Origin of the sequence: Streptomyces sp. NPDC101234 (genome assembly GCF_044767525.1) — a bacterium.
GTDB lineage: Bacteria > Actinomycetota > Actinomycetes > Streptomycetales > Streptomycetaceae > Streptomyces > Streptomyces sasae.
On sequence record NZ_JBIWOA010000001.1, the window covers coordinates 405152 to 429573 of the forward strand.

At 70.0% G+C, this 24422-nt stretch carries 30 protein-coding genes; 24 read left to right on the plus strand and 6 right to left on the minus strand.

All coding sequences use genetic code 11. The annotated features are described in order from the left end of the window. The first annotated feature begins 64 nt into the window (after window positions 1-64). The 3 genes from ACIRR9_RS01940 to ACIRR9_RS01950 all read left to right on the plus strand — a co-directional run bounded on the left by ACIRR9_RS01940 (window position 65) and on the right by ACIRR9_RS01950 (window position 3927). On the plus strand, window positions 65-2407 hold the full coding sequence (locus ACIRR9_RS01940) for an ATP-binding protein (protein ID WP_403746543.1): 2343 nt from the start codon (window positions 65-67) through the stop codon (window positions 2405-2407). Between the two features lie 15 nt (window positions 2408-2422). Beyond that, complete coding sequence (locus tag ACIRR9_RS01945; RefSeq protein WP_403746546.1) at window positions 2423-3340, plus strand: anti-sigma factor RsbA family regulatory protein; 918 nt, start codon at window positions 2423-2425, stop codon at window positions 3338-3340. A 104-nt stretch (window positions 3341-3444) separates the two neighbouring features. Beyond that, a complete protein-coding gene (locus ACIRR9_RS01950) occupies window positions 3445-3927 on the plus strand; it encodes an ATP-binding protein (RefSeq protein WP_365340103.1) in 483 nt (160 codons plus the stop codon). A gap of 63 nt (window positions 3928-3990) precedes the next feature. On the opposite strand, the gene ACIRR9_RS01955 is transcribed toward ACIRR9_RS01950, so the two are convergent. Next, entirely contained in the window at window positions 3991-5715 is a 1725-nt protein-coding gene (locus tag ACIRR9_RS01955) for a chitinase (protein WP_403746549.1), read from the minus strand. A 249-nt stretch (window positions 5716-5964) separates the two neighbouring features. On the opposite strand from ACIRR9_RS01955, the gene ACIRR9_RS01960 reads away from it, so the two are divergent. The 14 genes from ACIRR9_RS01960 to ACIRR9_RS02025 all read left to right on the plus strand — a co-directional run bounded on the left by ACIRR9_RS01960 (window position 5965) and on the right by ACIRR9_RS02025 (window position 17182). Beyond that, window positions 5965-6894, plus strand: coding sequence for a hypothetical protein (locus ACIRR9_RS01960; RefSeq protein ID WP_403746551.1), 930 nt, complete (start codon window positions 5965-5967; stop codon window positions 6892-6894). Window positions 6895-6988: 94 nt separating this feature from the next. After that, on the plus strand, window positions 6989-7690 hold the full coding sequence (gene cpaB / locus ACIRR9_RS01965; protein ID WP_365340097.1) for a Flp pilus assembly protein CpaB: 702 nt from the start codon (window positions 6989-6991) through the stop codon (window positions 7688-7690). Window positions 7691-7702: 12 nt separating this feature from the next. Then, window positions 7703-8959: a CpaE family protein gene (locus ACIRR9_RS01970; RefSeq protein WP_403746554.1), complete on the plus strand. Its 1257-nt coding sequence runs from the start codon at window positions 7703-7705 to the stop codon at window positions 8957-8959. 155 nt (window positions 8960-9114) lie between these two features. Then, window positions 9115-9444, plus strand: coding sequence for a pilus assembly protein (locus ACIRR9_RS01975; protein WP_365340093.1), 330 nt, complete (start codon window positions 9115-9117; stop codon window positions 9442-9444). 1 nt (window position 9445) lies between these two features. Beyond that, window positions 9446-9796, plus strand: coding sequence for a TadE/TadG family type IV pilus assembly protein (locus ACIRR9_RS01980; protein WP_316779349.1), 351 nt, complete (start codon window positions 9446-9448; stop codon window positions 9794-9796). Between the two features lie 31 nt (window positions 9797-9827). Beyond that, window positions 9828-11165: a CpaF family protein gene (locus ACIRR9_RS01985; RefSeq protein ID WP_365340089.1), complete on the plus strand. Its 1338-nt coding sequence runs from the start codon at window positions 9828-9830 to the stop codon at window positions 11163-11165. A 3-nt stretch (window positions 11166-11168) separates the two neighbouring features. Further along, window positions 11169-12113, plus strand: coding sequence for a type II secretion system F family protein (locus ACIRR9_RS01990; protein WP_403746557.1), 945 nt, complete (start codon window positions 11169-11171; stop codon window positions 12111-12113). Window positions 12114-12124: 11 nt separating this feature from the next. After that, window positions 12125-13012, plus strand: a complete 888-nt coding sequence (locus ACIRR9_RS01995) for a DUF5936 domain-containing protein (protein ID WP_384559696.1) — start codon at window positions 12125-12127, stop codon at window positions 13010-13012. A 24-nt stretch (window positions 13013-13036) separates the two neighbouring features. Beyond that, window positions 13037-14266, plus strand: coding sequence for a sensor histidine kinase (locus ACIRR9_RS02000; RefSeq protein ID WP_403746559.1), 1230 nt, complete (start codon window positions 13037-13039; stop codon window positions 14264-14266). A 23-nt stretch (window positions 14267-14289) separates the two neighbouring features. After that, window positions 14290-15048 carry a response regulator gene (locus tag ACIRR9_RS02005; protein WP_403746562.1) on the plus strand — a complete coding sequence of 253 codons (759 nt, stop codon included), beginning with the start codon at window positions 14290-14292 and terminating at the stop codon, window positions 15046-15048. A 110-nt stretch (window positions 15049-15158) separates the two neighbouring features. Continuing rightward, on the plus strand, window positions 15159-15344 hold the full coding sequence (locus ACIRR9_RS02010; RefSeq protein ID WP_403746565.1) for a hypothetical protein: 186 nt from the start codon (window positions 15159-15161) through the stop codon (window positions 15342-15344). Continuing rightward, a complete protein-coding gene (locus tag ACIRR9_RS02015; protein WP_403746567.1) occupies window positions 15344-15925 on the plus strand; it encodes a pilus assembly protein TadG-related protein in 582 nt (193 codons plus the stop codon). The genes ACIRR9_RS02010 and ACIRR9_RS02015 overlap by 1 nt, the downstream gene beginning before the upstream one ends. Window positions 15926-15960: 35 nt before the next feature. Then, complete coding sequence (locus ACIRR9_RS02020) at window positions 15961-16545, plus strand: hypothetical protein (RefSeq protein WP_365340077.1); 585 nt, start codon at window positions 15961-15963, stop codon at window positions 16543-16545. A gap of 7 nt (window positions 16546-16552) precedes the next feature. Next, complete coding sequence (locus ACIRR9_RS02025; protein ID WP_403746570.1) at window positions 16553-17182, plus strand: OmpA family protein; 630 nt, start codon at window positions 16553-16555, stop codon at window positions 17180-17182. 23 nt (window positions 17183-17205) lie between these two features. Here ACIRR9_RS02025 and ACIRR9_RS02030 read toward each other — a convergent pair whose 3' ends face one another. Beyond that, window positions 17206-17472 (minus strand): hypothetical protein, encoded by a 267-nt coding sequence (locus tag ACIRR9_RS02030; RefSeq protein ID WP_403746572.1) that lies wholly within the window; start codon window positions 17470-17472, stop codon window positions 17206-17208. A 77-nt stretch (window positions 17473-17549) separates the two neighbouring features. On the opposite strand from ACIRR9_RS02030, the gene ACIRR9_RS02035 reads away from it, so the two are divergent. Continuing rightward, complete coding sequence (locus ACIRR9_RS02035) at window positions 17550-17831, plus strand: Arc family DNA-binding protein (RefSeq protein WP_403746574.1); 282 nt, start codon at window positions 17550-17552, stop codon at window positions 17829-17831. Further along, on the plus strand, window positions 17828-18220 hold the full coding sequence (locus tag ACIRR9_RS02040) for a hypothetical protein (protein ID WP_403746576.1): 393 nt from the start codon (window positions 17828-17830) through the stop codon (window positions 18218-18220). The genes ACIRR9_RS02035 and ACIRR9_RS02040 overlap by 4 nt, the downstream gene beginning before the upstream one ends. 18 nt (window positions 18221-18238) lie before the next feature. Here ACIRR9_RS02040 and ACIRR9_RS02045 read toward each other — a convergent pair whose 3' ends face one another. The 3 genes from ACIRR9_RS02045 to ACIRR9_RS02055 all read right to left on the minus strand — a co-directional run bounded on the left by ACIRR9_RS02045 (window position 18239) and on the right by ACIRR9_RS02055 (window position 20018). After that, window positions 18239-18853: a Uma2 family endonuclease gene (locus tag ACIRR9_RS02045; RefSeq protein ID WP_403746578.1), complete on the minus strand. Its 615-nt coding sequence runs from the start codon at window positions 18851-18853 to the stop codon at window positions 18239-18241. A 112-nt stretch (window positions 18854-18965) separates the two neighbouring features. Continuing rightward, entirely contained in the window at window positions 18966-19157 is a 192-nt protein-coding gene (locus tag ACIRR9_RS02050) for a hypothetical protein (RefSeq protein WP_403746580.1), read from the minus strand. Window positions 19158-19166: 9 nt separating this feature from the next. Then, window positions 19167-20018, minus strand: a complete 852-nt coding sequence (locus ACIRR9_RS02055; RefSeq protein WP_403746582.1) for a helix-turn-helix domain-containing protein — start codon at window positions 20016-20018, stop codon at window positions 19167-19169. A gap of 254 nt (window positions 20019-20272) precedes the next feature. On the opposite strand from ACIRR9_RS02055, the gene ACIRR9_RS02060 reads away from it, so the two are divergent. Continuing rightward, window positions 20273-20764: an ATP-binding protein gene (locus ACIRR9_RS02060; protein WP_403746583.1), complete on the plus strand. Its 492-nt coding sequence runs from the start codon at window positions 20273-20275 to the stop codon at window positions 20762-20764. A gap of 21 nt (window positions 20765-20785) precedes the next feature. On the opposite strand, the gene ACIRR9_RS02065 is transcribed toward ACIRR9_RS02060, so the two are convergent. Next, complete coding sequence (locus ACIRR9_RS02065; protein WP_403746586.1) at window positions 20786-21160, minus strand: DUF192 domain-containing protein; 375 nt, start codon at window positions 21158-21160, stop codon at window positions 20786-20788. A 302-nt stretch (window positions 21161-21462) separates the two neighbouring features. Between ACIRR9_RS02065 and ACIRR9_RS02070 the strand changes: the two genes are divergently transcribed. Genes ACIRR9_RS02070 through ACIRR9_RS02085 form a run of 4 tightly spaced genes read left to right on the plus strand, consistent with a single transcriptional unit; the run spans window position 21463 to window position 24383 of the window. Next, the gene (locus tag ACIRR9_RS02070; protein ID WP_403746587.1) at window positions 21463-21774 is read left to right on the plus strand and encodes a hypothetical protein; all 312 of its coding nucleotides are present in this window, start codon (window positions 21463-21465) and stop codon (window positions 21772-21774) included. After that, on the plus strand, window positions 21771-23102 hold the full coding sequence (locus tag ACIRR9_RS02075) for a hypothetical protein (protein ID WP_403746589.1): 1332 nt from the start codon (window positions 21771-21773) through the stop codon (window positions 23100-23102). Before ACIRR9_RS02070 ends, ACIRR9_RS02075 begins: the two co-directional genes overlap by 4 nt. Then, the gene (locus ACIRR9_RS02080) at window positions 23099-23725 is read left to right on the plus strand and encodes a hypothetical protein (RefSeq protein ID WP_403746592.1); all 627 of its coding nucleotides are present in this window, start codon (window positions 23099-23101) and stop codon (window positions 23723-23725) included. The genes ACIRR9_RS02075 and ACIRR9_RS02080 overlap by 4 nt, the downstream gene beginning before the upstream one ends. Window position 23726: 1 nt before the next feature. Beyond that, window positions 23727-24383 carry a hypothetical protein gene (locus ACIRR9_RS02085; RefSeq protein ID WP_403746595.1) on the plus strand — a complete coding sequence of 219 codons (657 nt, stop codon included), beginning with the start codon at window positions 23727-23729 and terminating at the stop codon, window positions 24381-24383. Window positions 24384-24422 lie beyond the last annotated feature (39 nt).

The following is a 24422-nucleotide window of genomic DNA, read 5'->3' on the forward strand; positions in this document are numbered from 1 at the left end:
GTGTGCGTTTCCCCGGTCAGCCGGGGGACCGTGGACGGACGGCCAACAGGAGGGCTGGCTGATCATGGGCGGATCAGCGCCGCGCGGGGGCTGCCGGCTGCCGGTCGAGACGACCAGCTTCGTCGACCGGAGAGAGGAACAGGCCGCGGGCCGCGAGCTGTTGGCCAAGGCGCGCCTCGTCACGCTCACCGGTCCCGGCGGCGTAGGCAAGACCCGCCTCGCCGCCCACATCGCGTCCCGCGTCGAACGCGCCTTCCCGGACGGGGTCCGCTACGTCGCCCTCGCCGGCCTCCGCGACCCCGAACTGGTCCCGCTGGCCGCCGCCGACGCCCTCGGCCTGCACGACCACTCCGACCGGCCCCCGCTGGACGCGCTGGTGGAACGGCTCCGCGACCGCCGTCTACTCCTCGTCGTCGACAACTGCGAGCATCTCCTCGCCGCCTGCGCCGACCTCGCCGCGGCCCTGCTGCGCGGCACCACCGGCGTCCGCGTCCTCGCCACCAGTCGGCACCGCCTCGGCCTCACCGAGGAACACCTCATGGAGGTACGACCGCTGCCGGTCCCCGACCCGGACGGCGACCTCTCCGCCGCCGGGTCCCACCCGGCCCTCGCCCTCTTCGCCGACCGCGCCGCCGCCGTACTCCCCGGCTTCCGGCTCACCCCCGCCAACCGGGCCGCCGTGGCCCGCCTGTGCCGACGCCTCGACGGACTCCCCCTCGCCATCGAACTGGCCGCCGTCCGGATGCGCGTCCTCGGCCTCGACCAGCTCCTCGCCCGCCTCGACGACCGCTACCGCCTCCTCACGGCCGGCAGCCCCGCCGCCCTGCCCCGCCACCAGACGCTGCGCGCGGCCGTCGACTGGAGCCACGAACTCTGCACCGAGCAGGAGCAGTCGGCATGGGCCCACCTGTCGGTACTCCCCGGAAGCTTCGACCTGGAGACAGCCGAGGCGGTATGCCTGGGCCCGGCTGAAGGCGGGTGTCATGGCCTCGGTTCGCTCGACGTTCTCGAAGCCGTGGCCGGGCTTGTCGACAAGTCCGTGCTTGTCCGTGAGGACGATCCGGACGGTGGCGGTGCTCGGTATCGGCTGCTCGACACCCTTCGCCACTACGGCCTCGACCGGCTGCGTGAGCGCCCCGGTGCGGAGGTCGCCGTACGGCGCCGGCATCGTGACCGGACCCAGCGGTACGCCGCCGCCTGCGAGGCCGCCTGGTTCGGGCCCGGGCAGCGGGAGATCGTCGCCCGGCTCCGCGCCGACCGGGACAATCTGCGCGCCGCCCTCGACTTCAGCCTGACCACCCCGGGCGAGGCCCTCGCCGGGCTGCGGCTCGCGGGCACCCTCTGGTTCCACTGGCATGCCTGCGGCGCCCCGCGCGAGGGCCGCTACTGGCTGGACCGCGCCCTCGACGCCAACCCCGAGCCGACCCCCGAACGCGCCCGCGCCCTCTGGGTCTCCGCCCTCCTCGCCGGCAGCCCCGAGGACCTCACCCGGGGCCTGCGCCGCGCCCGTGAGGCCCGCGCCCTGGCCGAGCGGCTGGGCGACCCCGCGGAGGCCGCCCACGCCGACTACGTCATCGGTGTCGTCCAGCTCTTCGCCGACGACCTGACCGCCGCCCACGCCCACTACGAGACCACCGTCGCCCGCGGCCCCGTACCCGGCCAGCACCTCAGTCTGCACGGCCTCGACATGGTCGAACTGGCTTGCGCGCACGCCTTCCTGGGCCGGCCCGACCGGGCCACCGCCGTCTGCGAGCAGGCCCTGCGGCTGTGCGAGGCGCACGGCGAGGACTGGGTCCGCTCCTACGTCCTGCGCATCCTCGCTCTCGCCCACGCCGTCCGCGCCGACTGGCCGCGCGCCGAGCCGTGCGCCCGCCAGGCGCTGCGCCGCAAACTCGACGTGCACGACGTCATCGGCATCGGGCTCACCCTGGACCTGCTCGCGAGGATCGCGGACGGCCTCGGCGCCGCCGAGCGCACCGCCGTCCTGCTGGGCGGCGCCGACCGCGTCTGGTCCGACATCGACCGCGACCGCTGGGGGTCCACCGCCCTCAACTCCGCCCGGCGCGCGTGCGAGACCAGTGCCCGGGCGGCCCTGGGGCCGGGGGGGTACGAGCGGGCGTACGGCCGGGGCGGGGCGTTCGGCCTGGCGGAGATCGTGGCGTACGCCCTCGACGAGGAACTCCAAGAGTCGGAAAAACAGCCGGAGTTGAGAATGTCACCGGTCCGGCTCACCCGCCGCGAGACCGAGGTCGCCGAACTCGTCGCCGAGGGGCTGGGCAACCAGCAGATCGCCGACCGCCTGGTCATCGCCCGCCGCACCGCCGAGGGCCATGTGGAACGCATCCTCGGCAAGCTCGGCTTCAGCAACCGCAGCCAGATCGCCGCCTGGGTGACCGCCCGGCGCTGACGCACAGGAGACCCGATGAGCAGCAGTACGAACGCGCGGCCCGCAGTGGCCGAGGCGCCCTTCGACCACCGGATGGCCGTGTTCGGCTCGGACGACGCGTTCGTCGCCGCCGCCCTGCCCTTCCTCGCCGAGGGCCTCGCCGCCGACGAGCCGCCGCCCGTCGCCATCGCCGCCCCCGCCCGGCTGGCCGCCCTGCGGGACACGCTCGGCGCCGACGCGAAGGAGATCGGCTTCATCGACCACACCGACTGGTACACCGGCACCGCCGCCAACGCCGTGGCCCAGGGCGCCGGCTACCTCGCCGCCCACGCCGGGCCCGGCGGTCGTATCCACCTCCTCATGGAGCCCGACTGGGCGGGGCGCGCGGGCCGTTCGGCGCGGGAGAGCACCGAGTGGATCCGCTACGAGTCCCTCGCCAACCTCCTCTTCGCGCCCTTCGGCACCACGGCGCTGTGCGCGTACGACACCCGGACGGCGGGCCCGGCCGTCGTGGACGCGGCCCGCCGCGCCCACCCGGGTACCGGGGTGTACGAGCAACCGTCGGTGCTGGTCCGCGAGTTGGATGTCGTACCGCTGCCGCCGCCCCCGCTGTCGGCCGCCCGGCTGCCGGGTCCGGAGGCGGTGGGCACCTGGTCGGCCGGGCTCGGACTCCCTGCCGCGGAATCGGAGTTGTTCACCAGCGCGGTGGTGGAGGCGGCGGCCGCGCACGGGCCGGTGATCGAGATCCTGGCCTGGGGCGAGGCCCCGGCCTGTCTGGTCGAGCTGCGGCTGTGCCGGGCGGTCGACGATCCGCTGGCCGGGTTCGTGCCGCCGCCGGGCGGGGAGCCGGCGCCGGGGCAGGGGCTGTGGTTCACCCGCCAGGTGTGCGCGTACGTAGATGTCCGGGACGGGGTGCCGGGGGACGGGGCGAGGATCCGCGTCCAGTACGCGTGAGCGAGACGCCGTACGCGCGTACCCCCGCGGCTGCCCATACGCAGGTAGGGAATGGGGTAATCCTCCCCCTGCCCGGGGAGCCGGGTACGGGCAGGCTGGGGGACATGCTGCAATCCTCCGGGGGCCGTCTCCCGGATCCCGACCCTCAGTACGCCGCGTACCCGCAGCCCCCGACCCGCGCAGGTCATCTGAGCGTCGACTACGACCCCCGTCCCACGGCGGCCGGGGAGGCCCGGGTGGCGGTGCGGCGGCAGCTGGAGGAGTGGGGACTGGCGGAGCAGGACGATGTGGCGGAGGTGGCCGAACTCCTGGTCGGCGAGCTGGCCGCCAATGCGCTGTGCCATGCGGCGAGCCGGTTCCGGCTCACCCTGTGGGCCTCGCACGGTGTGCTGCGCTGCGAGGTCGCCGACGAGGACCGCCGCCCCCCGAGGCTGCTGGACGCGGGCCTCTCGGAGGGCGGCAGGGGGATGTACCTGGTGGATGCGCTTGCCCGGCGCTGGGGCTGCCACCAGGAGGGGCCGGGCAAGACCGTGTGGTTCGAGCTCGGCACCTGCGGATGCGACGGCTGCGGTCGGCGGCAGCCGTAGCGCCCGCCCCACAGCCCGCCCGGGTCCCGGCGGCCTGCCCGGCCGCCGGGACCCGTCCAGGGGTTACGGCAGGGCGTGGACGTGGGCGCCCACCGAGGACGACCAGGCGTTCCCGGCGGCCGCGTCCCAGTTCGTCGACCAGGTCATCGCGCCCCGCAGGCCGGGGTAGGTCGTCGACGGCTTGAACGAGCCGCAGTTGGTGCCCTTGGCCAGGCAGTCCAGGGCGTTGTTCACCACGGTCGGGGACACGTACCCGCTGCCCGCCGCGCTGGTCGACGCCGGCAGGCCGAGGCCCACCTGGGACGGGGCCAGACCGCCCTGCAGCTGGATGCAGGCGAGCGCGGTGAGGAAGTCCACCGAGCCCTGGCTGTACACCTTGCCGTCGCAGCCCAGCATCGAACCGCTGTTGTAGTACTGCATGTTGACGATGGTGAGGATGTCCTTGATGTTCAGGGCCGTCTGGAAGTACCCGTTGGACGTCGACTGCATGTCGATCGTCTGCGGGGCCATCGTGATGATCAGCGACGAGCCCGCCTTGGCCGACAGCGAGCGCAGCGCCTGGCTCATGTAGGTGGCGTTGATGCCGTTCTCCAGGTCGATGTCGACGCCGTCGAAGCCGTACGTCTGCATCAGCGAATAGACGGAGTCGGCGAAGTTCGTCGCGGACGTCGAGTCGCTCACCGAGATCGTGCCGTTCTGGCCGCCGATCGAGATGATGACCTTCTTGCCGGCCGCCCGCTCGGCCTTGATGTCGGCCTTGAACTGGTCGACCGTGTACCCGCCGAGGCCGGACGAGTCGAGGGTGAAGCTCACCGCGCCGGGTGTGCCGGTCGCGTCCGCGAAGGCGACGGCGATGATGTCGTACGAGGACGGCACGTCCGAGATCTTCTGGACGGTGGCGCCGTTGTTGAAGTTCTGCCAGTAGCCCGTCACCGCGTGCTTGGGCAGGGAGCCGCCGCCACCGGTGCCGGTCGCGGTGGTCGTCGCCGTCACCGCCGTCGACTTCGCCGACTCACCCGCCGAGTTGGTCGCGGTGACCTGGAAGGAATACGACGTCGAGGCCGCGAGCCCGGTGATCGTCGCCGAGGCGCCGGTGACCGCCGAGACCTTGGTGCCGTTCTGGTAGACGTTGTAACCGGTCGCGCCGGACACCGCGCCCCACGACAGGGAGGCGGAGGACGACGTCGTACCGGAGACCGCGAGGCCGGTGGGGGTGGCCGGGACGGTCGGGGCCGGGTCGGAGCCGCCACCGCCGTCGGGGCCGTAGACCGAGAAGTCGTCGGCGTAGTAGGCGGCCTGGCCGTACCAGCCGTGGGTCCAGACCGTCACCGAGGTGGTCGAGGAACCGGTGGTGAACGTCGTCGACAGCTGGGTCCAGGACGTGTTCGGGGTCCAGGTCGACACGTCCGTGGTGCCGGTGCCGGTGACACCGAGGTAGGTGTAGGAGCCCTGCACCCATGCGCTCAGCGTGTACGTCGAGTTGGCCTTCACCGCCACCGTCTGGCTGCACTGGGCGTAGTCCTGCCCGGCCGGGGTCGCCTTCAGCGCGGCGGCGCCGGAATGGACGGGGGAGGAGACCGTCGTACCGCTGCCCGCGGAGCAGGTCCAGTTGCTCAGACCCGACTCGAAGCCGGGGTTCTTGGCGTTGTTGATGTCGGCGGCGGAGGCGGGGGAGGCGGCGAGGCCCGCCATCGCGAGGGCCGTGGCGAGGGTGGCCACGGCCGACCAGGTGCGGATGCGTCGCCGTCCGGTGTGGGGGGACGCCAGTCGGGGGATGAGTCTGGGCATGACAATCAAGGTGGTCCAGACCAATTCAGCTGTCAATAGGTCCAGACCAAATTCGACGAACGGGGGAGGGGGGTGCGGGGTGGAGTGAGGGGGACCGGAAGCGGGAAGGGGACGGCCGGAACTGGCCTCGGTCATATGCTCAACCCGTCCCGATTTGGTGGCACTTGTGTGGTCACGGATCCCAGACAGCTACACAAACGCTGTTCTCCGGTCACAGAGGCGTGGTTACAGTGCTGAGGTAGTCACGCAATGAAGTCGTCCCGGCTCATTGGGGTAACACCGGTGGGCCGCCGGGGTGTGAAGAGCGGGGAGCTGCGCGTGCCAACTGCCATTGCCGTGACCAGCGCCGACATGGCGCTGCCGGCGCAGGACGAGCGGACCATGCCCGCGGTCGTGCTCCGGGACCTGGACCAGCGGCCCCTCGAACAGACCCTCGCCGAGTTCGTGGCCCTCATCGAACAGCACGGACATGTGATCGTCGTGTGCTCGGGCGCCGTACCGGAGCCCGTGATCCGGCGCCTGTACACGCTCCGTTCACTGCTGGAGAGCGACCGGATCGCGCTGTTCCGTCCCGGCCTGCCGCCCCTCGGTATCGCCGTCCTGACCCGGCAGCTGCGCCAGCTGGCCTCCTGCGACCTCAGTCCCGGTGTGCTCGCGTCGGCCGGCCGGCTGCTCACCCACTACATCCACTCCGGCGCGGTCCTCGGCTCCGTCGCCAAGCTGGACCGCGTCCCGGTCACCCTCAAGGCGCACGCCAAGTCCTGGATGCCCAACACCCAGTTCGGCGTCGTCGCCCATCCCGAGCCGCAGCTGGTCCGGATCGGCCCGGAGGCCGTGCTGAACGGCCCCGAGTTCGGCACCTGGATGCTGCTCGCCAAGGGGCAGTTGCAGTCGGACTGGATCGGCGGCCTCGCCAAGTCCTGGGGAGCGCACGGGCTGCGCGAGACCCCGCTGCCGGCCGAGTCGTCCGAGTGGTGGGGGACCGGCCGGCTGATCGAGTTCACCAGCTACCTCGCCGACCTCTCGGTCCTCTACCAACTGGTCACCTCCGTACGGCAGACCAGCTGTCACTGGTGCGGCATCGACGTCATCGGCGACCGCTGCGTCTTCTGCTCCGCCACCCCGCCCGTGTACGACCCGCCGCCGCCCCGCGCACTGGAACAGCGCACGCCGGCCTGACGTCCGGGGCGACGGCCGCCCTCGGGCCGGTCGCTCCGACCACCGCACGGTATCCCCCACCTGCCCCGCTTCCCCGATGAGGTCGCACGGTCCCATGAACTCCCGTCAGCGCCGCGGCGTGATACTCCTGATCCTGTCGGTGATCTGCGCGCTCGGCGCGTTCGCCGGCGTGCTCTCCGTCATCGACGACGTGAAGTCCAAGGTCGGCCCCGAGGTCACCGCCTACGAACTCCGCTCCGACGTGGCGCCCTACACGACCCTGAACGCGGGCCAGTTCAAGAAGATCTCGATGCCCCAGCGGTGGCTGTCCCCCAACGCGGTCACCGACCTCGCCGGGATCCAGGGCAAGATCGCGGTCACCACGCTGAAGAAGGGCTCGCTGCTCCAGTCCGACATGGTCGTCGACCAGCCCGCGCTCAAGCCGGGCCAGCAGGAGGTCGCGATCATGATCGACGCGGCCACCGGGGTCGCCGGCAAGATCACCCCGGGCTCGCTGGTCAACGTCTACGCCACCTTCCAGGGCAAGCAGTCCAGCGACCCCGACCAGTCGAAGATCATCGTGACCAACGCCCGGGTCCTGGACGTCGGCGAACTCACCTCGCTGGAACCGGACAACAAGAACCAGCAGCCGACCGACGCCGTCCCCATCACCTTCGCGCTGTCCACGCTCGACGCCCAGCGCCTCACCTACGCGGAGTCCTTCGCCCAGCGGGTCCGGCTCGCCCTGGTCGCGCCCGGCACGACGACCACCGTGCCGGACAAGGACCGTACGTACGAACTCGCGACGGACAAGTGAGAGGCGCCTCGCATGCCCATCAGGATCCTCCCCGCCGTCGGTGACGCGGACGCCGTCCGCTCCCTCGTCTCCCTGCTCAGCCAGCTCCCCGACGCCGAGCCGCTGCAGCCCGTCGTCGACTCCACCCAACTCGTGGACATGCTCGCCCGGTTCGCCGCCGATTCCGTCGACGAACTCCCCGAGGTCGTCGTCGTCCACGAACGCATCGGCCCCGTCCCGGCGCTGGAACTGATCCGCGAGGTCGCGCTCCGCTTCCCCGCCGTGGGCGTCGTCCTCGTCACCACCGACACCAGCCCCGGCCTGTTCGCCGCCGCGATGGACTCCGGCGCCCGCGGCCTGGTCGGGCTCCCGCTGAGCTACGAGGAGCTGGCGGGCCGCGTGCAGGCGGTCGCCCAGTGGTCCACGGGCGTGCGACGCCATCTCGGCCACGGCGCCGACGTGTTCGCCGGAGTCGGCGGCACGGTCGTCACGGTCAGCGGCGCGAAGGGCGGCACCGGCGCGACCCTGGTCGCCGTCCAGCTCGCCCTCGCCGCGCAGGCCTCCGGCCACTCCACCGCCCTCGTCGACCTCGACCTCCAGACCGGCGACGTCGCCTCCTACCTGGACGTCCAGTTCCGCCGTTCGGTCGCCGACCTCGCCGCGGTCAACGACATCTCCCCGCGGGTGATGGCCGAGGCCGTCTTCCGCCACGACTCCGGGCTGGCGCTGCTCCTCGCCCCGGCCGAGGGCGAACGCGGCGAGGAGGTCACCGACCGCGCCGCCCGCCAGATCCTCAGCGCTCTGCGCTCCCGCCACGAGATGGTGATCGTCGACTGCGGCGCCCAGCTCAGCGGGGCGGGCGCGGCGGCCGTGGAGACCGCGGACCTGGCGCTCCTGGTGACCACGCCGGACGTCGTCGCCGTGCGCGCGGCGAAGCGCACGGTCCGGATGTGGGACCGGCTGCAGATCCGCAAGGCCGAGGAGACGACGGTGGTGGTCAACCGGTACACGCGTGCCACCGAGATCCAGCCGGCGCTGATCCAGCGGATCACCGGCACGGCACTGGCGGGCACGGCGATCCCGGCCAACTTCAAGGAACTCCAGGCCTCGGTGGACGCCGGCCGGATGCACGAGCTGGACTCCAGAAGCACGGTGAAGCAGGCGCTGTGGGGGCTGGCCGGGGAGCTGGGGCTGGTGCGGACGGGGGAGGGCCGTCCGGCACCGACGCGACGGGCGCGGAGTGGGGAGCGGGCCGCGGTGGGGTTCAGACGGCGGAAGGAACTCCCGTGAGGCGCGGTCGGACGGGCGCGGGGCGGCTGTCGAGCCGCCGGTCGGGCGCGGGCGCGGGGAACTGCGCGCTCGGCCCCCACCGGCCCGCACCCGACCGACGACCCGCCGCCCCCCTCCCCCGCGACCGCGGACAGGTCTCCATAGAACTCCTGGGCATGACCCCGGTCATCATCCTGACCCTCGTCCTGGTCTGGCAGGCAGTCCTCGTCGGCTACGCCTTCACCCTCGCCGGAAACGCCGCCGACGAAGGCGTACGGGCGGGCACGGCAGTCCCCCGCGGCGAGCGCTTCGCCGCCTGCCAGAAGGCCGCCCTGGAGGATCTCTCCAGCGCCTGGCGGCAGGGCGCGTCCGTGGACGACTGCGGCGGCACCGGCACCGTGACCGCCGACGTCTCCCTGCGCGTCCCGGTCCTCTTCCCCGGCACCATCGACTTCCCCGTCACCGTGCACGGCCACGCCGGCACGGTGGAGGAGGTGAAGCACTGAGATGTCCCCCCGCTGCCGCCGGCACACCCGCGACCGCGGCCAGGTCGCCGTCGAGTACCTCGGCTTCATCCCGATCCTCCTCATCGTCGCCCTGGCGGGCATTCAGCTCGGCGCCGTCGCCTACGCCGCGGAGCAGGCCGGGACCGCGGCACGGGCGGGGGCCCGGGCCGCCTCGCTGCAGGAGGACGTCGGCGCGGCCTGCGCCAGCGCGGTCAGCAGCGGGATCGACGTCAGCTGTGCCTCCTCCGGCGGCGGCGACTCGGTCACCGTGACCGCCACGGTCCACATCCCGAAGATCGTCTGGGACCTGGGCAACGCCACCAAGTCCGCCACGATGCCCGTCGACCACTGAACGTCGAGCACTGAACGAGGAGCACGGCAACATGAGCCTGCGGGCACGTATCAACTCCCCCGAGGAGAACGGCAGCCGGGGCGAGGACGGCCACCTGGTCTCCTCCTACCGCGCCAAGCTCCTGGAGGAGATCGACCTCGCGGAGATGAGCGCGCTGGCCGCCGCCGAGCGCCGGGCGCGGCTCGAACGCGTCCTCGGCCACATCATCAGCCGCGAGGGCCCGGTCCTGTCGACCGCCGAACGCTCCCAGCTGATCCGCCGGGTCGTCGACGAGGCGCTGGGCCTCGGCATCCTGGAGCCGCTCCTCGAAGACGCGTCGATCACCGAGATCATGGTGAACGGCCCCGACGCGATCTTCGTCGAACGCGGCGGCCGGGTGGAGCAGTTGCCGCTGCGCTTCGTCTCCTCCGACCAGCTGATGCAGACCATCGAACGGATCGTCTCGACGGTCAACCGCCGCGTGGACGAGTCGAACCCGATGGTCGACGCCCGCCTCCCCTCCGGCGAACGCGTCAACGTCATCATCCCGCCGCTGTCGCTCACCGGCCCGATCCTCACCATCCGCCGCTTCCCGCGCTCCTTCACCCTCCAGGAGCTCATCGGCTTCGGCTCGCTCGACGAGCACATGGTGTTCCTGCTGGCGGGCCTGGTGCAGGCGAAGTTCAACATCATCGTCTCGGGCGCCACCGGCACCGGAAAGACGACCCTGCTGAACGCCCTCTCCGGCCTCATCCCCGCCCACGAGCGCATCATCACCATCGAGGACTCCGCCGAACTCCAGCTCCAGCAGTCGCACGTGGTCCGCCTGGAGTCCCGCCCGTCGAACGTCGAGGGCAAGGGCCAGGTCACCATCCGCGACCTGGTCCGCAACTCGCTGCGGATGCGGCCCGACCGGATCGTGGTCGGTGAGGTCCGCGGGGGCGAGTCCCTCGACATGCTGCAGGCGATGTCCACGGGCCACGACGGCTCCCTGGCCACCGTCCACGCCAACAGCGCCGAGGACGCGCTGACCCGGCTCCAGACGCTGGCCTCCATGTCCGACGTCGAGGTCCCCTTCGTCGCCCTGCACGACCAGATCAACAGCGCGGTCGAGGTGATCGTCCAGCTCACCCGGTTCGCCGACGGAGCCCGCCGGATCACCGAGATCGCGATGCTGGACAGCCACGGCAGCGAACCGTACCGGCTGGCCACCGTGGCCCGCTTCGACGCCCAGCCCATGACCCACGACGGCCGCGTCTACGGCGACTTCCGGTACTTCCCGCTCCCGCGCCGCACCGCCGACCGCCTCTACATGGCGAGCCAGCCGATCCCGCAGGCGTTCGGCGTCGCCGAGCATCTGCACCAGCTCACCACCCGAGAAGCGAGGTAGGCCATGTCCCTCCACGACCTTGTCGGCCTCACCACCGGAGTCACCCTGCTGGCCTGCCTGCTGGCCGTGGTGGGCCTGCACACCTACGCCTCCGGCCGGGCCCAGCGCGCCGCCCTGGTGGACCGCCTCTCCTACACGGGCCAGGTCCACTTGTCCGGCAGGCGCCGCCGCTTCCGCGACCTGGACCGCCGGCTGCGCCGCACCTCGCTCGGCCGCCGCCTCGAACTCCGCCTGGAGGCAACGGGCCTGGACGTCACCCCGGGCGAGTTCTTCGTCTACATGCTCGCCACGGTGGCCGCCCTCTGGCTCATCGGCCAGGCCGCCCTGGCCCCCTTCTTCGGCCCGATCGCCGGCCTCCTCGGCGTCTTCGCCGCCGTCCAGTTCCTCAACTGGCAGCGCCAGAAACGCATCGAGCGGTTCATCGGCCAACTCCCCGAACTCGCCCGCATCCTGGCCAACGCCACCCACGCCGGCCTCGCCCTGCGCACCGCGATCGGCATGGCTGCGGAGGAGCTGGAGGCGCCGGCCGGCCAGGAACTCGCCAAGGTCGCCGCTCAGTTGGCGATCGGCCACTCCATGGACGACGCACTGGGAGAGCTGGCCGAACGCCTCCCCTCCCGCGAACTGGTCGTCCTGGTCACCACACTCGTCCTCTCCAACCGGGCGGGCGGCCAGGTGGTGTCTGCCCTGCGCAACCTCACCGAGACCCTGGAGGAACGCAAGGAGACCCGCCGCGAGATCCGCACCCAGCTCTCCCAGGTGACGATGACGTCGTACGCCGTCCCGGCGCTGGGCGTCGGCGCCCTGTTCCTGATGAACGGGGTCAAGGACGGCACGCTGGACCGTATGACCGGCTCCGCACTCGGCCAGGCGGCGGTGCTCATCGCCTTCGGCCTGTACGTCCTCGGCTTCGTCCTCATCCGCCGTCTGAGCCGAATCGACGTATAGGGGTCTTCGTCATGGCACTGATCCTGGCCCTCCTCATGGCCCTCGGCGTCTGGGGCGCCTTCGCCGGCGTCCGCATGTACCGCGCGGACGCGAAGCTCCCCGCCGACCTGGCGATCGCCCTGGAGGTCGGCGCCACCCGCACCGGCGCCGCCAACTCCCTCATCGACCGCATGGGCATGCGCTACGCCCCCGCCGTGCTCCGCCTGATGGGCCCGCGCCTGGTCGCCAAGTACCGCCGCAAGATCGACCTGGCGGGCAACCCCGGTGGCCTCACCATCGACCGCTACGCGGCCCGCAGAGCGGTCTACGGCGCACTGGGCGCCGTGGGCTGCGTCGTCTTCCTCCTCCGCGGCCAGTACCTGATAGCCCTGATCCTCCTGCTCTTCGGTGCGTTCTGGACGGAGGTCGGCATCTGGTCGGCGATCCGCATCCGCAAGGACGTCATCGAACGCACCCTGCCGGACTTCCTCGACGTCCTGGCCGTCGTGGTGGGCGCGGGCCTCGGCTTCCGCCAGGCCCTGGACCGCGTCGCCACCCACTACGAGGGCCCCTGGGCGGACGAACTCCGCATCACCCTGCGCCAGATGGACCTGGGCATGAGCCGGCGCCAGGCCTTCGCGGAACTCCGGCGCCGCAACGACTCCGAACAGGTCGCGATGTTCGTGACCGCGCTGCAGCAGGGCGAGGAGTTGGGCGCGCCGATCGTCGACACGTTGGTCGCGCTGGCCAAGGACATGCGCCGTACGGACGCCCAGAACGCGCGCCGCAAGGCGGCCAGGGCGGTGCCGAAGGCGACACTGATGATCACCACGTTCATGGTCCCGGCGACGATGCTCCTGCTGGCCGCGGGCCTGCTGCTGGGCTCCGGGATCAACCTCGGCTCGGTCACGGGGAAGTAGACGGGGCGAGGGCGGGTGACGGCGATGACGACGGCGGCGACGACGCGGGAGGACGTCGAGAAGGTCGAGATACGGGCGCTCCAGGCCATGTGCCGCCAGGTCTTCGGCTTCCGCCTGGCGATGATCGCGGTGGCGACCCCCGCGGCTCTCCTCAACGCCACCCCCGGCCTGGGCGCCCGCCTGGTCGGCTCCGCGGTGGTCGTCACCTTCATGATCTCGTACGTCCTCTTCCGGGACTGGCAGCGCTTCGCCCCCCTCCTGCTGCGCCACCCCACCCTCCTGGCCGCCGACACCCTCTTCGGCTCCTTCCTCCTGGTCTCGGCGGGCCCCGACACGACCCTGGCCTACGTCAGCGTCTGCACCCCGCTCCTCGCCGGTCTCCTCTACAGCTGGCGCGGAGCGGCCGTCTTCGCGTCCCTGCAGTCCGTGATCCTGCTCCTGGTGGAGACGACGCTGAAGCACTCCACGAGTGCGGCCGAGTCCCTCCTCCTGCCCGGCCTGTGTGTCATCACGGGCGCGATGGGCTCGACCCTGCGCACGCTCATGCTCCGCTTCGGCACCGCGACCGAGGCCCTGACCGCGACCCGGGCGCGCCTCGCCGCGACCGAGGCGGTGAGCGCGGAACGCGCCCGGCTGGCCCGCGAGATGCACGACTCGGTGACCAAGACCCTGTACGGCGTGGCGCTCGTCGCCGACGGCCTCGCGGAATCGGCGGCCGCGTCCCCGGACCGCCTGGACCCGGCGCTGATCAGACAGCAGGCGCAACTGGTGGCGAGCGCGGCCCGCAAGGCGGCGGCGGAATCCCGGGAGCTCCTGACGGACCTGCGGAGCGAAAGGGCAGACATGGCCCCGGACCTGCTCTCCGAACTACAGGCCCTCACAAGGGACTTCGCGACCCGTACGGCCCTGCCGGCGACGTACGACGGCCCCGCCGGCCCGGTCCCCCTGCCCTCCGCCACGACCCGCCAGCTCCTGAGCATCGCGGGGGAGGCCCTGGAGAACGCCTACCGCCACGCGCAGGCGACGAGAGTGGACGTACGGGCGCGGACCACCGCCACCCACCTGGTGGTGACGATCCACGACGACGGCCGGGGCCTTCCCCCGGACACGACACCGGAAGACCTGGCCCGCACCGGCCACTTCGGCCTCCTGGGCATGACGGAGCGAGCGGCGTCCGTGGGCGCCGGCATCCGGCTCACCACCGACAAGGGCGACAAAGGCACGGAGGTCCGAGTGGAGGTGCCACTGACATGACGGAGACGAGGGGAGGCCCCCCGATGCCGCAAAACCCCTTCGGGGAACGGCAGGAACGGGAAGACCACCCGTCCCCGCCCCTGCGCGTCCTGGTGGCCGACGACAACCCGGTCATCCGCGCGGGCCTGACGGCGGTCCTTTCCGCGGCGGACGACCTCACGGTGGTCGCGGAGGCCGACGACGGCCGCGCGGCGTACGAGGCGGCGCTGCGCCACCACCCCGACGTCATCCTCCTCGACGTCCGCATGCCCGGCGTCGACGGCATGGCGGCGCTGCCGCACCTGGTGCGTCTGGCCCCGGTCATGATGCTGACGTACAGCGACGGGACGGAGATCGTCCAGGAGGCCGTACGCCTGGGTGCCGGGGGCTACCTGGTCCACGGCGAGTTCACGACCCAACAGCTCACCCAGGCGGTAAGGGACGTGGGCGGCGGCCGCCCGCACTTCACGCCGACGGCGACGAGCGCATTGCTCGCCCACATCAGAGACCACGCAACTGCACACATAAAATCCAAACTCCAGCCCCTGCCCCCACAAACATCTCCACAAAAGCTTTCGCGAATGCAATCATATGTGGGACAGTCAACACAGTCCCGTTTTCAACTGAGCGGCAGAGAGGCGGAGATCATGGACCTCATCGCGTCCGGCATGAACAACCAGCAGATCGCCGCCGTCTGCTTCATCAGCGAGAAGACGGTCAAGAACCACATCAACCGCATCTTCGCCAAGCTCCACACCACGACCCGCGCCCAGGCGACGGCCAAGTGGCTGGGGGTGGCCTGAGATGAACAGGATGAACTGGGTCCGCATTTGGGCCCTGGGACCCTCCGCCGATGGGTATGTTCCGTCGTACGTTGCGACGATCGGAACCGAACCCGGAGGGGAGCACCACCATGAGCGACCTGATGCTGAGGATGCTTGTTGCGATGCAGCGGCGCGCCGACGACCGGGGGCAGACCGCGGTCGAGTATCTGGGGATCATCGCGGTGGTGGTGGCGATCGTGCTGGCGGTCACGGGTACCAGCATCGGTCAGACGATCCTCACCAAGATCACAGCGGAAATCACCAAGATCACGTGATGCGTCTCCGCCGTTACGGCGACTCGGGGCAGGCCTTCCCTATCTACATCACGGTAGTGGGAGGCCTGCTCTTTCTCGCGTTCGCGTACCTCGCGGTCGGCCAGGCCGCGGTGAACCGCAACGGTGCACAGACGGCTGCCGACGCGGCGGCGCTCGCCGCGGCCATGAACACGCGTGACGAGCTTGCGGACCAGTGGGTGAAGGACGTACTCGACCCGACCAAGTGGCAGGACATCTTCGACGGCAATGTGTCGGTGGCCGACTCGTGTTGGCGTGCCAACGAGCTGGCGGCCCAGAACGACGCGACGGCGCAGTGCGTCTCCGACGGGCCGCTGAGCTACAAGGTCGACGCCGAGACGAACAAGACCGTGGGCAGCTCCGTCGTACCCGGCACCGAGAGCATGAAGTCGACGGCACACGCCACGGCTGTGATCGAGAAACTCTGCACGTTCACTCCTACCGGTGGCGGCGGCGTCCTGCCCGAACTCTCCTGCAGGGACCGGAACTGGATCCTGGACCCGACCGACCCGACGCATCTTCCGGGCCCCGAGGACCTCTTCGACGTCCATCTGGCCGACTGACAAGCGAATCGACGAGTGAAGGAGGAGGCGGAGCGATGAGCATTCGGTTCACTGCGAAGGCTCGCAGGGGGATGGTCGCGTTGTCGGTTGCGGCCGGTCTCGCCGTAGGCGTCGCCGGTTGCGGTGGCGGTGGCGGTGACGACGGCAAGACTCCGCAGGCATCCGCCTCCGCGTCCAAGAGTGGTGGATCGAACGCGAGCGCCCAGGAAGGGCAGTCGGATACTCCGTTGGCCGAACTCAAGGGAGAAGGCGGGCTGCTGCTCCAGGTCACCTCAGCTCAGCGGGACTCGGGCGGCTTCGTCACCGTGAACGGTGACATCAAGAACGACGGAGCCAACTCCGTCGTCATCCCGGCTCAGGTGAGCGGCGACGAAACCGAGATCACCAAGCACGGCTTCTCCCTCGGCGGGGCCACCTTGGTGGATTCCAAGGGCAAGAAGCGCTACTACGTCCTCCGCGACACGGACGGCCGACCGCTCACCAGCACCGGCATCACGAACGTGGACTCCGGCCAGACCATCCCCGTCTTCATGCAGTTCCCCGCCCCGCCGGCCGACACCACCGAAGTGACCCTCCAACTCCCCACCTTCTCCAGCGGCACGATCAAGATCTCCGGGTGAGGCCGAAGTGACCACACCACGCCTGCCCCTGACCCTGGGCGCCGCCACGCTCCTCCTGGTGACGAATCTCTACGGCGCGACCGCCGCGAGGGCCGACGGCACCGATCCGAGTGTCCCCCCGGGCACCGAACCCTCCGCTTCCGCCCCCGTGAAGATCGACCCCACCGACCCCGACCTGAAACTCCCCGAGGGCGCGACCCTCGCGGAGCCGAAGGTGCTGGACATCAAGTCGGTCGTGGAGGACCAGAGCGGTGACGAGCGCAGGGAGGACACCAACGCGGACGTGACGTTCGCCCTCCAGGCCGAGGTGCTGTTCAGCAAGGACAGCGCGAAGCTGAGCGAGGCGGCGAAGGCGCGGATCGGCGCGATCGCGGACGAGATCAGGAAGCAGAACGCGACCCAGGTCCGCGTCTTCGGCTTCACCGACAACCTGGGCTCCTCGGCCCACGGCGACATCCTCTCCCGCCAGCGGGCCAACGCCGTACAGGGCGTACTCGACCAGGACCTGAATGATCCGAACATCACCTTCGACGTCCGCGGCTACGGCGAGCAGTACCCGATCGCCGACAACTCCACGGAGGAGGGCAGGAAGAAGAACCGCAGGGTGGAGGTCACGTTCCCGCGGCCGGGGAGCTGACCGCGGTCACACACCGACGGAGTTCATCTCGTCCAGGGAAACAGTCGCGTACTTGTGTCCCCTGCGGGCTTGTTCGCCGCCATGGACTCAGCCTCACCGAAGATCTCCGCGGCCCACTCCTGGACGTCCGGTGAGGGGGGCCCGATCTCCGCCTCCTTCGCCTGGAGCAGTTCCTCCAGCAGGTCGCGCTGTATCTGGCGCTCGACGGCCGCGCTCATGTACGCCGACATGGACACGCTGACCTTCTGGGTCGGGCTCCCGTCCTTGCTGCACTGCTCCGCAGAGTCCATGTGGGGATGGTAGTGAACTGGAACGGATTGCTGGCCGACCGCTCACCGGGGGCGTATACGCGACGTATACTTGCACCGTGTCCGATGTCATGATCCGCGTGCCTGCCGAAGTCCGTGACCAGCTCGCCGCCGTGGCGGAGGCGCGCGGGACCAGTCTCCGTGCGCTCATGCAAGAGATAGCGGCTCAGACCCTGACTCCAGAGCAGATCCAGGAACGGGCCGAGCGCACCCGTACTCTGCTTGCCGAGCGGTTCGGGCACTACGTGACCGACGAGGAGTCCGCAGAGATGCGGCGCAAGATGCGGGAGGCCGCGGCTGCTCATCGGGCCAGGCTGGCGGAGCCGGAGCCACCCCGTTGAACATCGTCGAGCACTATGTCCTCGACAGTGCCACGCTGCTGGCAATGGGGGGCAACAAGCAGGTCTCCGGACTCATCCATGCGGCGGCGGCAAGTGATGACGTGCGCCTTTGGGTGCCGGTTCTCTGTCTTTTGGAGGCCGAGCGTGAGCGCTCCGGGATCGTCGCTCATGCCGGCGTCCTGGTAGACGTTCTGCGTTTCGTCGACGATGACTACGCGACAGCCGTGACCGTTGCCGAGTTGTGCCGAGCCGATGTCGGCTTCGGTGTCGCGGCTGCCGTGCATGCGGCGCGGCCGAGCGTCGCGCTCCCCGACGGGGCGCTGGTGGCGACGGTCGCGCCGGAGGCCTACGCAGGGCTCGGAGTCGGGGTCATGGACCTGAACCGCTGACGGAGGGCAGGGCGACGGTCACAGTTCCTGGAGCGCGTCCAGGGAGATGTCGACGTCGACGTCGAACGGGGCGCCGATCTTGAGCTGCTCTCGGTAGGTGCCGGCCAGGGCATAGGCCTTGGTCACGGGGTCGAGTTCATAGACCCGTACGACCGGGTGCTTGCCCGCGCCCGTCATCTCGACCAACCAGAAGTGCGGGATGCCCGCGGCGGCGTACTTGTGCGGCTTGGTGTCGCGGTCGCGGGCCTCCGAGTCAGGCGAGACGACCTCGACAGCGAGGACGACGTCGGTGGCCTCGAACCGGGTCTGCTCCAGTCCGGTGACTGCTTCGGCCCGGACCACGGAGAGGTCAGGTTCGGGGCCGTTGCGGCGGTCGAGCAGGACGGTCATCTCGCGTTCCACCCGTAGGGTCTGCGGCACGGTGCGGCGTAGGCCGTTCAGCAGCAATTCGATCATCTTGGCGTGAAAGCGCCGCTGCGGACTCACGAAAACCAGGCTCCCGTCGATCAGCTCGGTGTGCGGCGGGAGGTCGGCCAACGTGAACAGGTCGTCCACGGTGTATCCGTCCTGGGGCGGCACCGGCCAGCGGCGGCCGGGCGCGGCGTTCGGCTCGGCGAGGGGCTCGGCGGTCATGATTCCTCCCATAGGCGGGATTCTCGGCCTGCTCATCCACCGTAACCGGCGAAATCGACGCGCGTCATCACAATGGGTGACCGTTCTGACGCGAGGGTTGAACCTGGGCCCACTACAGAAGGTGATCGGCCTCTCCGGCCTTGATCCCCAGGATGAGGGCACGCAGTGCTTCGCGGCTGTCGGTGAGGTGGCGCTCCTCCTGTCCGGCGACGGCGAGGTAGGCGTTGCCGTCGGCGTCGGTGCCTATGCGGAAGCAGTTGTTGCCTTCCCCGCAGAACGGATCTTCCCAGTCGATGCCGGCCATGGTGCTCCCTCAGAGCTCGCGGGCGACGTTGTGGATGAGGTCGCGGGAGGCTGACGGGGGCAGTGCCGCGTCTTCCATCCACTCCAGGTGGGCACGATACTTGGTCAGTTGAGCCTCCGCGCCGGTGAATTCCGGCCCGTGCGCGGAGTCGAGCTGAACGGTGTCGAGTCGGGGCACCGCACCATCGGCGTACAACAAAGCATGGCCTGCCCCGGGGAATCCACTCACATCCGTCGGAACGACGCGCACGCAGATGTCCTCCCGTTCCGACTGGGCGGCCAGGTGCTCAAGTTGTTGCCGAGTCGCCTTGGCACCGCCGAATCGCATGCGCAGCGCCGCTTCGTGGACGTAGGCGGCATACGGCAGAGGCTGCGCTCGCTCGAAGACCTGCTGGCGCTGCATACGGTGAGCCACTCGTAGTTCGACTTCCAGTCGCGTCAGTTGCGGTAGTACGGCGGCGAAGATGCCGCGGGCGTACTCCTCGGTCTGGAGAAGTCCGGGAACGTGCATGAACTGCACGGTCCGCACCCGTGCCGCGTGCCACTCCAGCTCGGCGATATCCAGCAGTCCGGCGGGCAGGGTGCCCCGGTGTTGCTCCCACCAGCCCCGCTCCTTGCCCTCGGCCATCGCGGCCAGCGCCTCGACGTAACGCGTCTCGGTACACGCGTAGTTGCAGGCGAGAGTGCGGATGCGTTCGGTCGAGAAGGGTCGGATCCCGGACTCCATGTTGGAAAGCCGGGTGCGGTCGATGCCCAGCAGTCCAGCGGCGTACTCCGTGCTGACACCGGCGGCGAGTCGCATCTTCCGCAACTCGGCACCCAGGCGTTTCTGCCGTTCCGTCGGCGTGGTTCTCGTGGCCATGCCGTCCCTTCCCGCGGTCGTGTTGAACAGTCTGCCGTAGCCCTAGTGGGGGTAATTATCTCCAACTGGATGGACACTGTGACTCTCATGCACCTACGGTCGGTGACGAATCGACTACACATGACCCCTCCGCCGAACCGGAAGCGCATCGCACGAGCCCGCCCGCAATCTCCTTCCCTGGGAGGGGTTTGGCCGTGCCAGGGAGACGAGTCACCCGCCGGAGGCCAACCCATTCACCGCCACCGGGAGTTGTGATGTCCACATTCCTCACGTCCTGCTGGATCCCGACCCGCGACGAAGCGCGCCCCGAGCCGCCGGCTCCAGAATCCCTCACGTACAGCCTCACTCTCCCCGCAGCTCCGCAGAGCCCGGCCATCGCCCGTGGGGTGGCCTGCTTGATCCTGCGGGCCCACGGGCTGGAGGACGTGGCACCGGCGGCCGAACTGGTGGCCGCCGAACTGGCCGCCTGTGCCTGCCGTTTCACGCCAACCGACGAGGTGTACCTGGCGTTGCGCTACCGCGACGACGCGCTACGCGTGATCCTCTACGATGGCCACCCCCGCCACGTGAACACACGTCTGTCCACCGCATGCGACAGCCGCCGCCGGGACGCGCTAGCCACCCTGGCTGAGGTCGTCCGCGCCAGCCAGGGTGACTGGGGATTCGGCGAGGTGAGGCAACCAGGCGGCGGCACCCGCATGTGGGCGGTACTGCCACGAGCGGGTGCCTACCGCCTGCCCGGTTGAGGAGCGAGTGGGCTGCTCCGGCTACAACGGCTGCTCCGCATCCACCGTGACCCGCGTGCCCGCCTCCACGCCCCAGGACGCCATGGCTCCGGCCTCGGCCTCCAGCACATGCCGCGAGCGCAGGCGGGGCAGACCGAGCCGGCCGGGGCGCATGGTGCGCACCGCTATCACCGTGAGCCGGCGGTCGAGATAGGCGACGTCGATCGGGATGCGCATCCGGAACGTGTGGATCCCGTTGGCGGGGGACAGCAGGATCGCCCCCTCAAGGCCATCCCGCCCCAACAGCCCTTTGGTGCGGGCGCGGTAAGAGGTGGCGATCTCCAGCGGCACGCTCATCACCGCACCCCCACTCCGCTGCACCACCAACGTCCCCCGCCCGTCCCGCCAGCGCCCCATGTCCAGCCTCTCTCCATGGCTCCGCCGCAGCTGCTCGTACCGACCGTATCCGCAAATGCGGGCGACAGGTGATGCCTCCGGGGGCCGGACACGTGTCACTCGGGCCCGGGACGTCGTTGAGTGGATCAAGAGGTCCCTAGCCCCACCTGGAGTCCCCAAGTGAGCCGCCCTACCTGGTTCCGCGCCGCCCGCCGCCCTCGGGCGATGCGCCGTACGTGTTCGAAACCACCGTCGCGTCCCGGTCCAGGAGATCCAGTCCGTCAGCCGCCGGCGCACGGGACCCACGACGTGGCGAGGGAAGCATGGCTGAGCGGCTGAAGGTCGACGGTACGGAGCTCGACAAGTTCTTCAAAGACCTGACGAAGGCCAAGAACTCGTTCGTTGCTCTGCAGAAGGTGTTGCACGACCCAGGCGTCAACGGCCTGGGCGCGGACGATCTGGACAAGGCGTGCGACCGGTTTCAGGAGGACTGGCACCACGGAGCCGGGGAGATCGCCGAGCAGATCGCGGAACTCATGGACATCACCAAGAAGGCCAAGGACGACTTTCGCGAGGTGGACATGGCCCTGGAGAAGGCGTTGGACAAGGCGAGGCGAAAGGGCGGGAGCACGTGACGGGCGCCGACCCCTATCCCCACCTCGGCTTCGACCCGGCTCCGGGCGACATGGACCTGGTGCGGGACATTCACCGCAAGCTGTCCGACTGCGCCGTAGAGATGGAGAAGGCGCACTCCAAGGTCACCAGGCTCATGAACGGCAGCTACTGGGAGGGGGATGCGGCGGTCGCCTTCCGCGAGCAACTGAGGGGCGGGCCGCTGCCGCTCAACCTGAAGAACGGTGCTCATTCCGTCGACAAGGCCGCGAAGCAGCTGGATCTGTGGGGCGCGGAACTGGAGGAGTTCCAGCGGCGCGCGAAGAAGCTCGACGGAGAGGCCAAGGCCGCGCGCGACGCGTTGCAGCGTGCGCAGGGGCACGCGGACAAGGTGAAGGAGACCTCGGGAAGGCCGGGCACGGGCCACGTGCACGATGACGGCGGCTCGGCTCTCGGCAAGGCGAACAGCAGGGTCGAGACGGCACAGGGGGAACTCGACGGCGTACTGAAGCGCGCCCGCTCCCTCGCGGGCGAGCACGAGGACACCGCACGCAGGCGGGCCCGGCACATCAGCGACGCCACCCACAAGCTGGCGCCTCACGAGCCGAACGCGTGGGACATGTTCACCGACTGGGTGGGAGACAACCTCCCGGACATTCTCAGCGCGTGCGCCGCCGTCCTGGGGGTGATCGCACTGCTCGGTCTCACGGCGGTCGCCCCGTGGATGCTGTTCCTCGCGGCGGGCCTGCTCAGCGGTATGGCCTTCGGCCTGCGGGTCAGCGATCCCGAAGTGCTGGCATCACTGGAGGACGGCCTCACGAAGGGCGAGCTGGACATCGACTTCTGGTGCAACCTGCTGGGAGTCGCGGGCGACTTCCTCGGGATGCTGCCGGGGCTGGGGGCGGTGGCCAAGGGCAGTTACATCGGACTCCGTTCTCTGGGGGAGTCCGGCGAACTACTGTCGCTCGCGGCAGAGGGCGTCGAGGTACTGACGACCGGGCAGAAGCTGGCGAGGCTCGGAACCAATGCCGGAACATCGTTGAAGACGGTCGGTACCTCGATCAGGTCGGAGGCCGCCGCTGCAGGCGGGGCGGCCAGCTTGTTGGCCCATTCCCGGGTGTTCGGCGGCAGACTGGCACCGATCGTCGAGAAGATTGACAAACCGGCGACGATCCTGGGGGCCGGGACCGCCGTCTACGGTGTGACGAGCAGTTGCGCCGACACCCTGGACAACGACGCGGCCAAGACGGTCAGCAACCTCCTTGACGGACCCAGAACTCTGGGGATCGATGTTCCGGCGACGATGGGTGCCCTGCACTTCCTGCTGCGCGGTGCGGGGGAAGCGACATGAGTGGTGCTTCCTACGTGATCGATGAGTCGGCCAGGAGCCAGGACGCCGACATCTGGTTCGTGTTGCCTCCTGGATTCATCCCGCTCCCCCTGCTGGAGCTGACAGCCGCCGAGCGGGAACCGGTCCAGACGGAAGGGCCGTTGATCGGGCTCGGCCCGGTGCTCCGGCTGGCCCGACTGCTCGTCGAAGCCGGAACGGTGCACTGCTGCCTGGGACTGCATGCCGATGACGAAGGAGACGGCAGCCCGGTGCTGTCGCTCGTCATGCTTGCATGGCGGGGCACGGACTGGGCCCCACGCAGCGTACTTGCGGCCCGCGCCGCGGCCGGCACGGAGAGCGCGGAGCACATCGAATTCTTGGACCTGCCGTGCGGTCCGGCCGCACTCGTGCAGACACGCCTGACGGCACCACCGGAGCTGGGCCTGGGCGCACCGTGCGAACTGCTCCAGATCACGGCCTACGCGCCATGCCCCGACGGCCGGCGCATGGCAATTCTCCAACTCGCCACGGCATCCGTCGCGCGAGCAAGGCACTACCGGGCCCTGCTTACGGACATCGCCGATTCGGTCAGTTTCGAAAACCCGCTTCCATGTGTGTCAGATGACGTACCCGACAAGGAGTGACATGTCGCCGACGTGCCGCATGGCCTGGGACGACCCGGCGACCCGCCGTGCCTGGGCGTTGCTGCTGATCTGTGCCGCCCTTGGTCAGATCCTTTGGCCTGCGGCCTGGGTGGCACTGCTGGCGTGGTACGTGAGCACGTCGATCACGTGGACGCTGTGGCTCTTCTTCGTCCCGATGGCCTACACGTTCTATCGAACGTTCCTTCAATGGGCCTATTGGAGGGGAGCGTTTCGCGCGCGTCGACTCCTGCGGCAATACCCCTGGCAGGTGCACATGGAACTGGAGAGCGGGCTCGGCAACATCCCCGGTGTCGGAAACGGTTACGCCTGGCTGAAGTTCCCCAACCCTGAGATGCCGGATCAGCAGGTGACGATGGTCATGCACTCACATGTGCGTTCCATCTGGTGGGGTGGACGCCTCGGTAAGCGTGCCAAGGCCGAACGGAAAGCACAGGTACGGGAGATCTGGTCCGCGGGGGACCCCCGCTTCGCCGCGGTGATCGCCGTGCCGGGTCCCCGCCGCCTCTACGTGATCCATCAGCGCCCGAGCTATAATCCAGGTCTCCCTGCCGAAGCCCATGGAGCCGGTCTTCACGCACTGGAACTCGCTCGTCGAGCCGGGGTCCGTGTACCGGACAGCGGCTCGGTCGGCACCTGACGATGGTGGCCTGGAGGGCCGAGACGCAATTTCAGTTGT

What these genes read in the sequence shown, in the direction of transcription:
- ACIRR9_RS01985 (WP_365340089.1), top strand. Translation starts at nt 9,828, where the DNA reads ATGAGCCTGCGGGCACGTATCAACTCCCCCGAGGAGAACGGCAGCCGG.
- ACIRR9_RS01975 (WP_365340093.1), top strand. Translation starts at nt 9,115, where the DNA reads ATGACCCCGGTCATCATCCTGACCCTCGTCCTGGTCTGGCAGGCAGTC.
- ACIRR9_RS02030 (WP_403746572.1), bottom strand. Translation starts at nt 17,472, where the DNA reads ATGGACTCTGCGGAGCAGTGCAGCAAGGACGGGAGCCCGACCCAGAAG.
- ACIRR9_RS02010 (WP_403746565.1), top strand. Translation starts at nt 15,159, where the DNA reads ATGAGCGACCTGATGCTGAGGATGCTTGTTGCGATGCAGCGGCGCGCC.
- cpaB (WP_365340097.1), top strand. Translation starts at nt 6,989, where the DNA reads ATGAACTCCCGTCAGCGCCGCGGCGTGATACTCCTGATCCTGTCGGTG.
- ACIRR9_RS02000 (WP_403746559.1), top strand. Translation starts at nt 13,037, where the DNA reads ATGACGACGGCGGCGACGACGCGGGAGGACGTCGAGAAGGTCGAGATA.
- ACIRR9_RS01980 (WP_316779349.1), top strand. Translation starts at nt 9,446, where the DNA reads ATGTCCCCCCGCTGCCGCCGGCACACCCGCGACCGCGGCCAGGTCGCC.
- ACIRR9_RS01955 (WP_403746549.1), bottom strand. Translation starts at nt 5,715, where the DNA reads ATGCCCAGACTCATCCCCCGACTGGCGTCCCCCCACACCGGACGGCGA.
- ACIRR9_RS02085 (WP_403746595.1), top strand. Translation starts at nt 23,727, where the DNA reads ATGTCGCCGACGTGCCGCATGGCCTGGGACGACCCGGCGACCCGCCGT.
- ACIRR9_RS02045 (WP_403746578.1), bottom strand. Translation starts at nt 18,853, where the DNA reads ATGACCGCCGAGCCCCTCGCCGAGCCGAACGCCGCGCCCGGCCGCCGC.
- ACIRR9_RS02080 (WP_403746592.1), top strand. Translation starts at nt 23,099, where the DNA reads ATGAGTGGTGCTTCCTACGTGATCGATGAGTCGGCCAGGAGCCAGGAC.
- ACIRR9_RS01990 (WP_403746557.1), top strand. Translation starts at nt 11,169, where the DNA reads ATGTCCCTCCACGACCTTGTCGGCCTCACCACCGGAGTCACCCTGCTG.
- ACIRR9_RS01970 (WP_403746554.1), top strand. Translation starts at nt 7,703, where the DNA reads ATGCCCATCAGGATCCTCCCCGCCGTCGGTGACGCGGACGCCGTCCGC.
- ACIRR9_RS01940 (WP_403746543.1), top strand. Translation starts at nt 65, where the DNA reads ATGGGCGGATCAGCGCCGCGCGGGGGCTGCCGGCTGCCGGTCGAGACG.
- ACIRR9_RS02050 (WP_403746580.1), bottom strand. Translation starts at nt 19,157, where the DNA reads ATGGCCGGCATCGACTGGGAAGATCCGTTCTGCGGGGAAGGCAACAAC.
- ACIRR9_RS02015 (WP_403746567.1), top strand. Translation starts at nt 15,344, where the DNA reads ATGCGTCTCCGCCGTTACGGCGACTCGGGGCAGGCCTTCCCTATCTAC.
- ACIRR9_RS01950 (WP_365340103.1), top strand. Translation starts at nt 3,445, where the DNA reads ATGCTGCAATCCTCCGGGGGCCGTCTCCCGGATCCCGACCCTCAGTAC.
- ACIRR9_RS02070 (WP_403746587.1), top strand. Translation starts at nt 21,463, where the DNA reads ATGGCTGAGCGGCTGAAGGTCGACGGTACGGAGCTCGACAAGTTCTTC.
- ACIRR9_RS01995 (WP_384559696.1), top strand. Translation starts at nt 12,125, where the DNA reads ATGGCACTGATCCTGGCCCTCCTCATGGCCCTCGGCGTCTGGGGCGCC.
- ACIRR9_RS02020 (WP_365340077.1), top strand. Translation starts at nt 15,961, where the DNA reads ATGAGCATTCGGTTCACTGCGAAGGCTCGCAGGGGGATGGTCGCGTTG.
- ACIRR9_RS02055 (WP_403746582.1), bottom strand. Translation starts at nt 20,018, where the DNA reads ATGGCCACGAGAACCACGCCGACGGAACGGCAGAAACGCCTGGGTGCC.
- ACIRR9_RS02065 (WP_403746586.1), bottom strand. Translation starts at nt 21,160, where the DNA reads ATGGGGCGCTGGCGGGACGGGCGGGGGACGTTGGTGGTGCAGCGGAGT.
- ACIRR9_RS01945 (WP_403746546.1), top strand. Translation starts at nt 2,423, where the DNA reads ATGAGCAGCAGTACGAACGCGCGGCCCGCAGTGGCCGAGGCGCCCTTC.
- ACIRR9_RS02005 (WP_403746562.1), top strand. Translation starts at nt 14,290, where the DNA reads ATGCCGCAAAACCCCTTCGGGGAACGGCAGGAACGGGAAGACCACCCG.
- ACIRR9_RS01960 (WP_403746551.1), top strand. Translation starts at nt 5,965, where the DNA reads ATGAAGTCGTCCCGGCTCATTGGGGTAACACCGGTGGGCCGCCGGGGT.
- ACIRR9_RS02060 (WP_403746583.1), top strand. Translation starts at nt 20,273, where the DNA reads ATGTCCACATTCCTCACGTCCTGCTGGATCCCGACCCGCGACGAAGCG.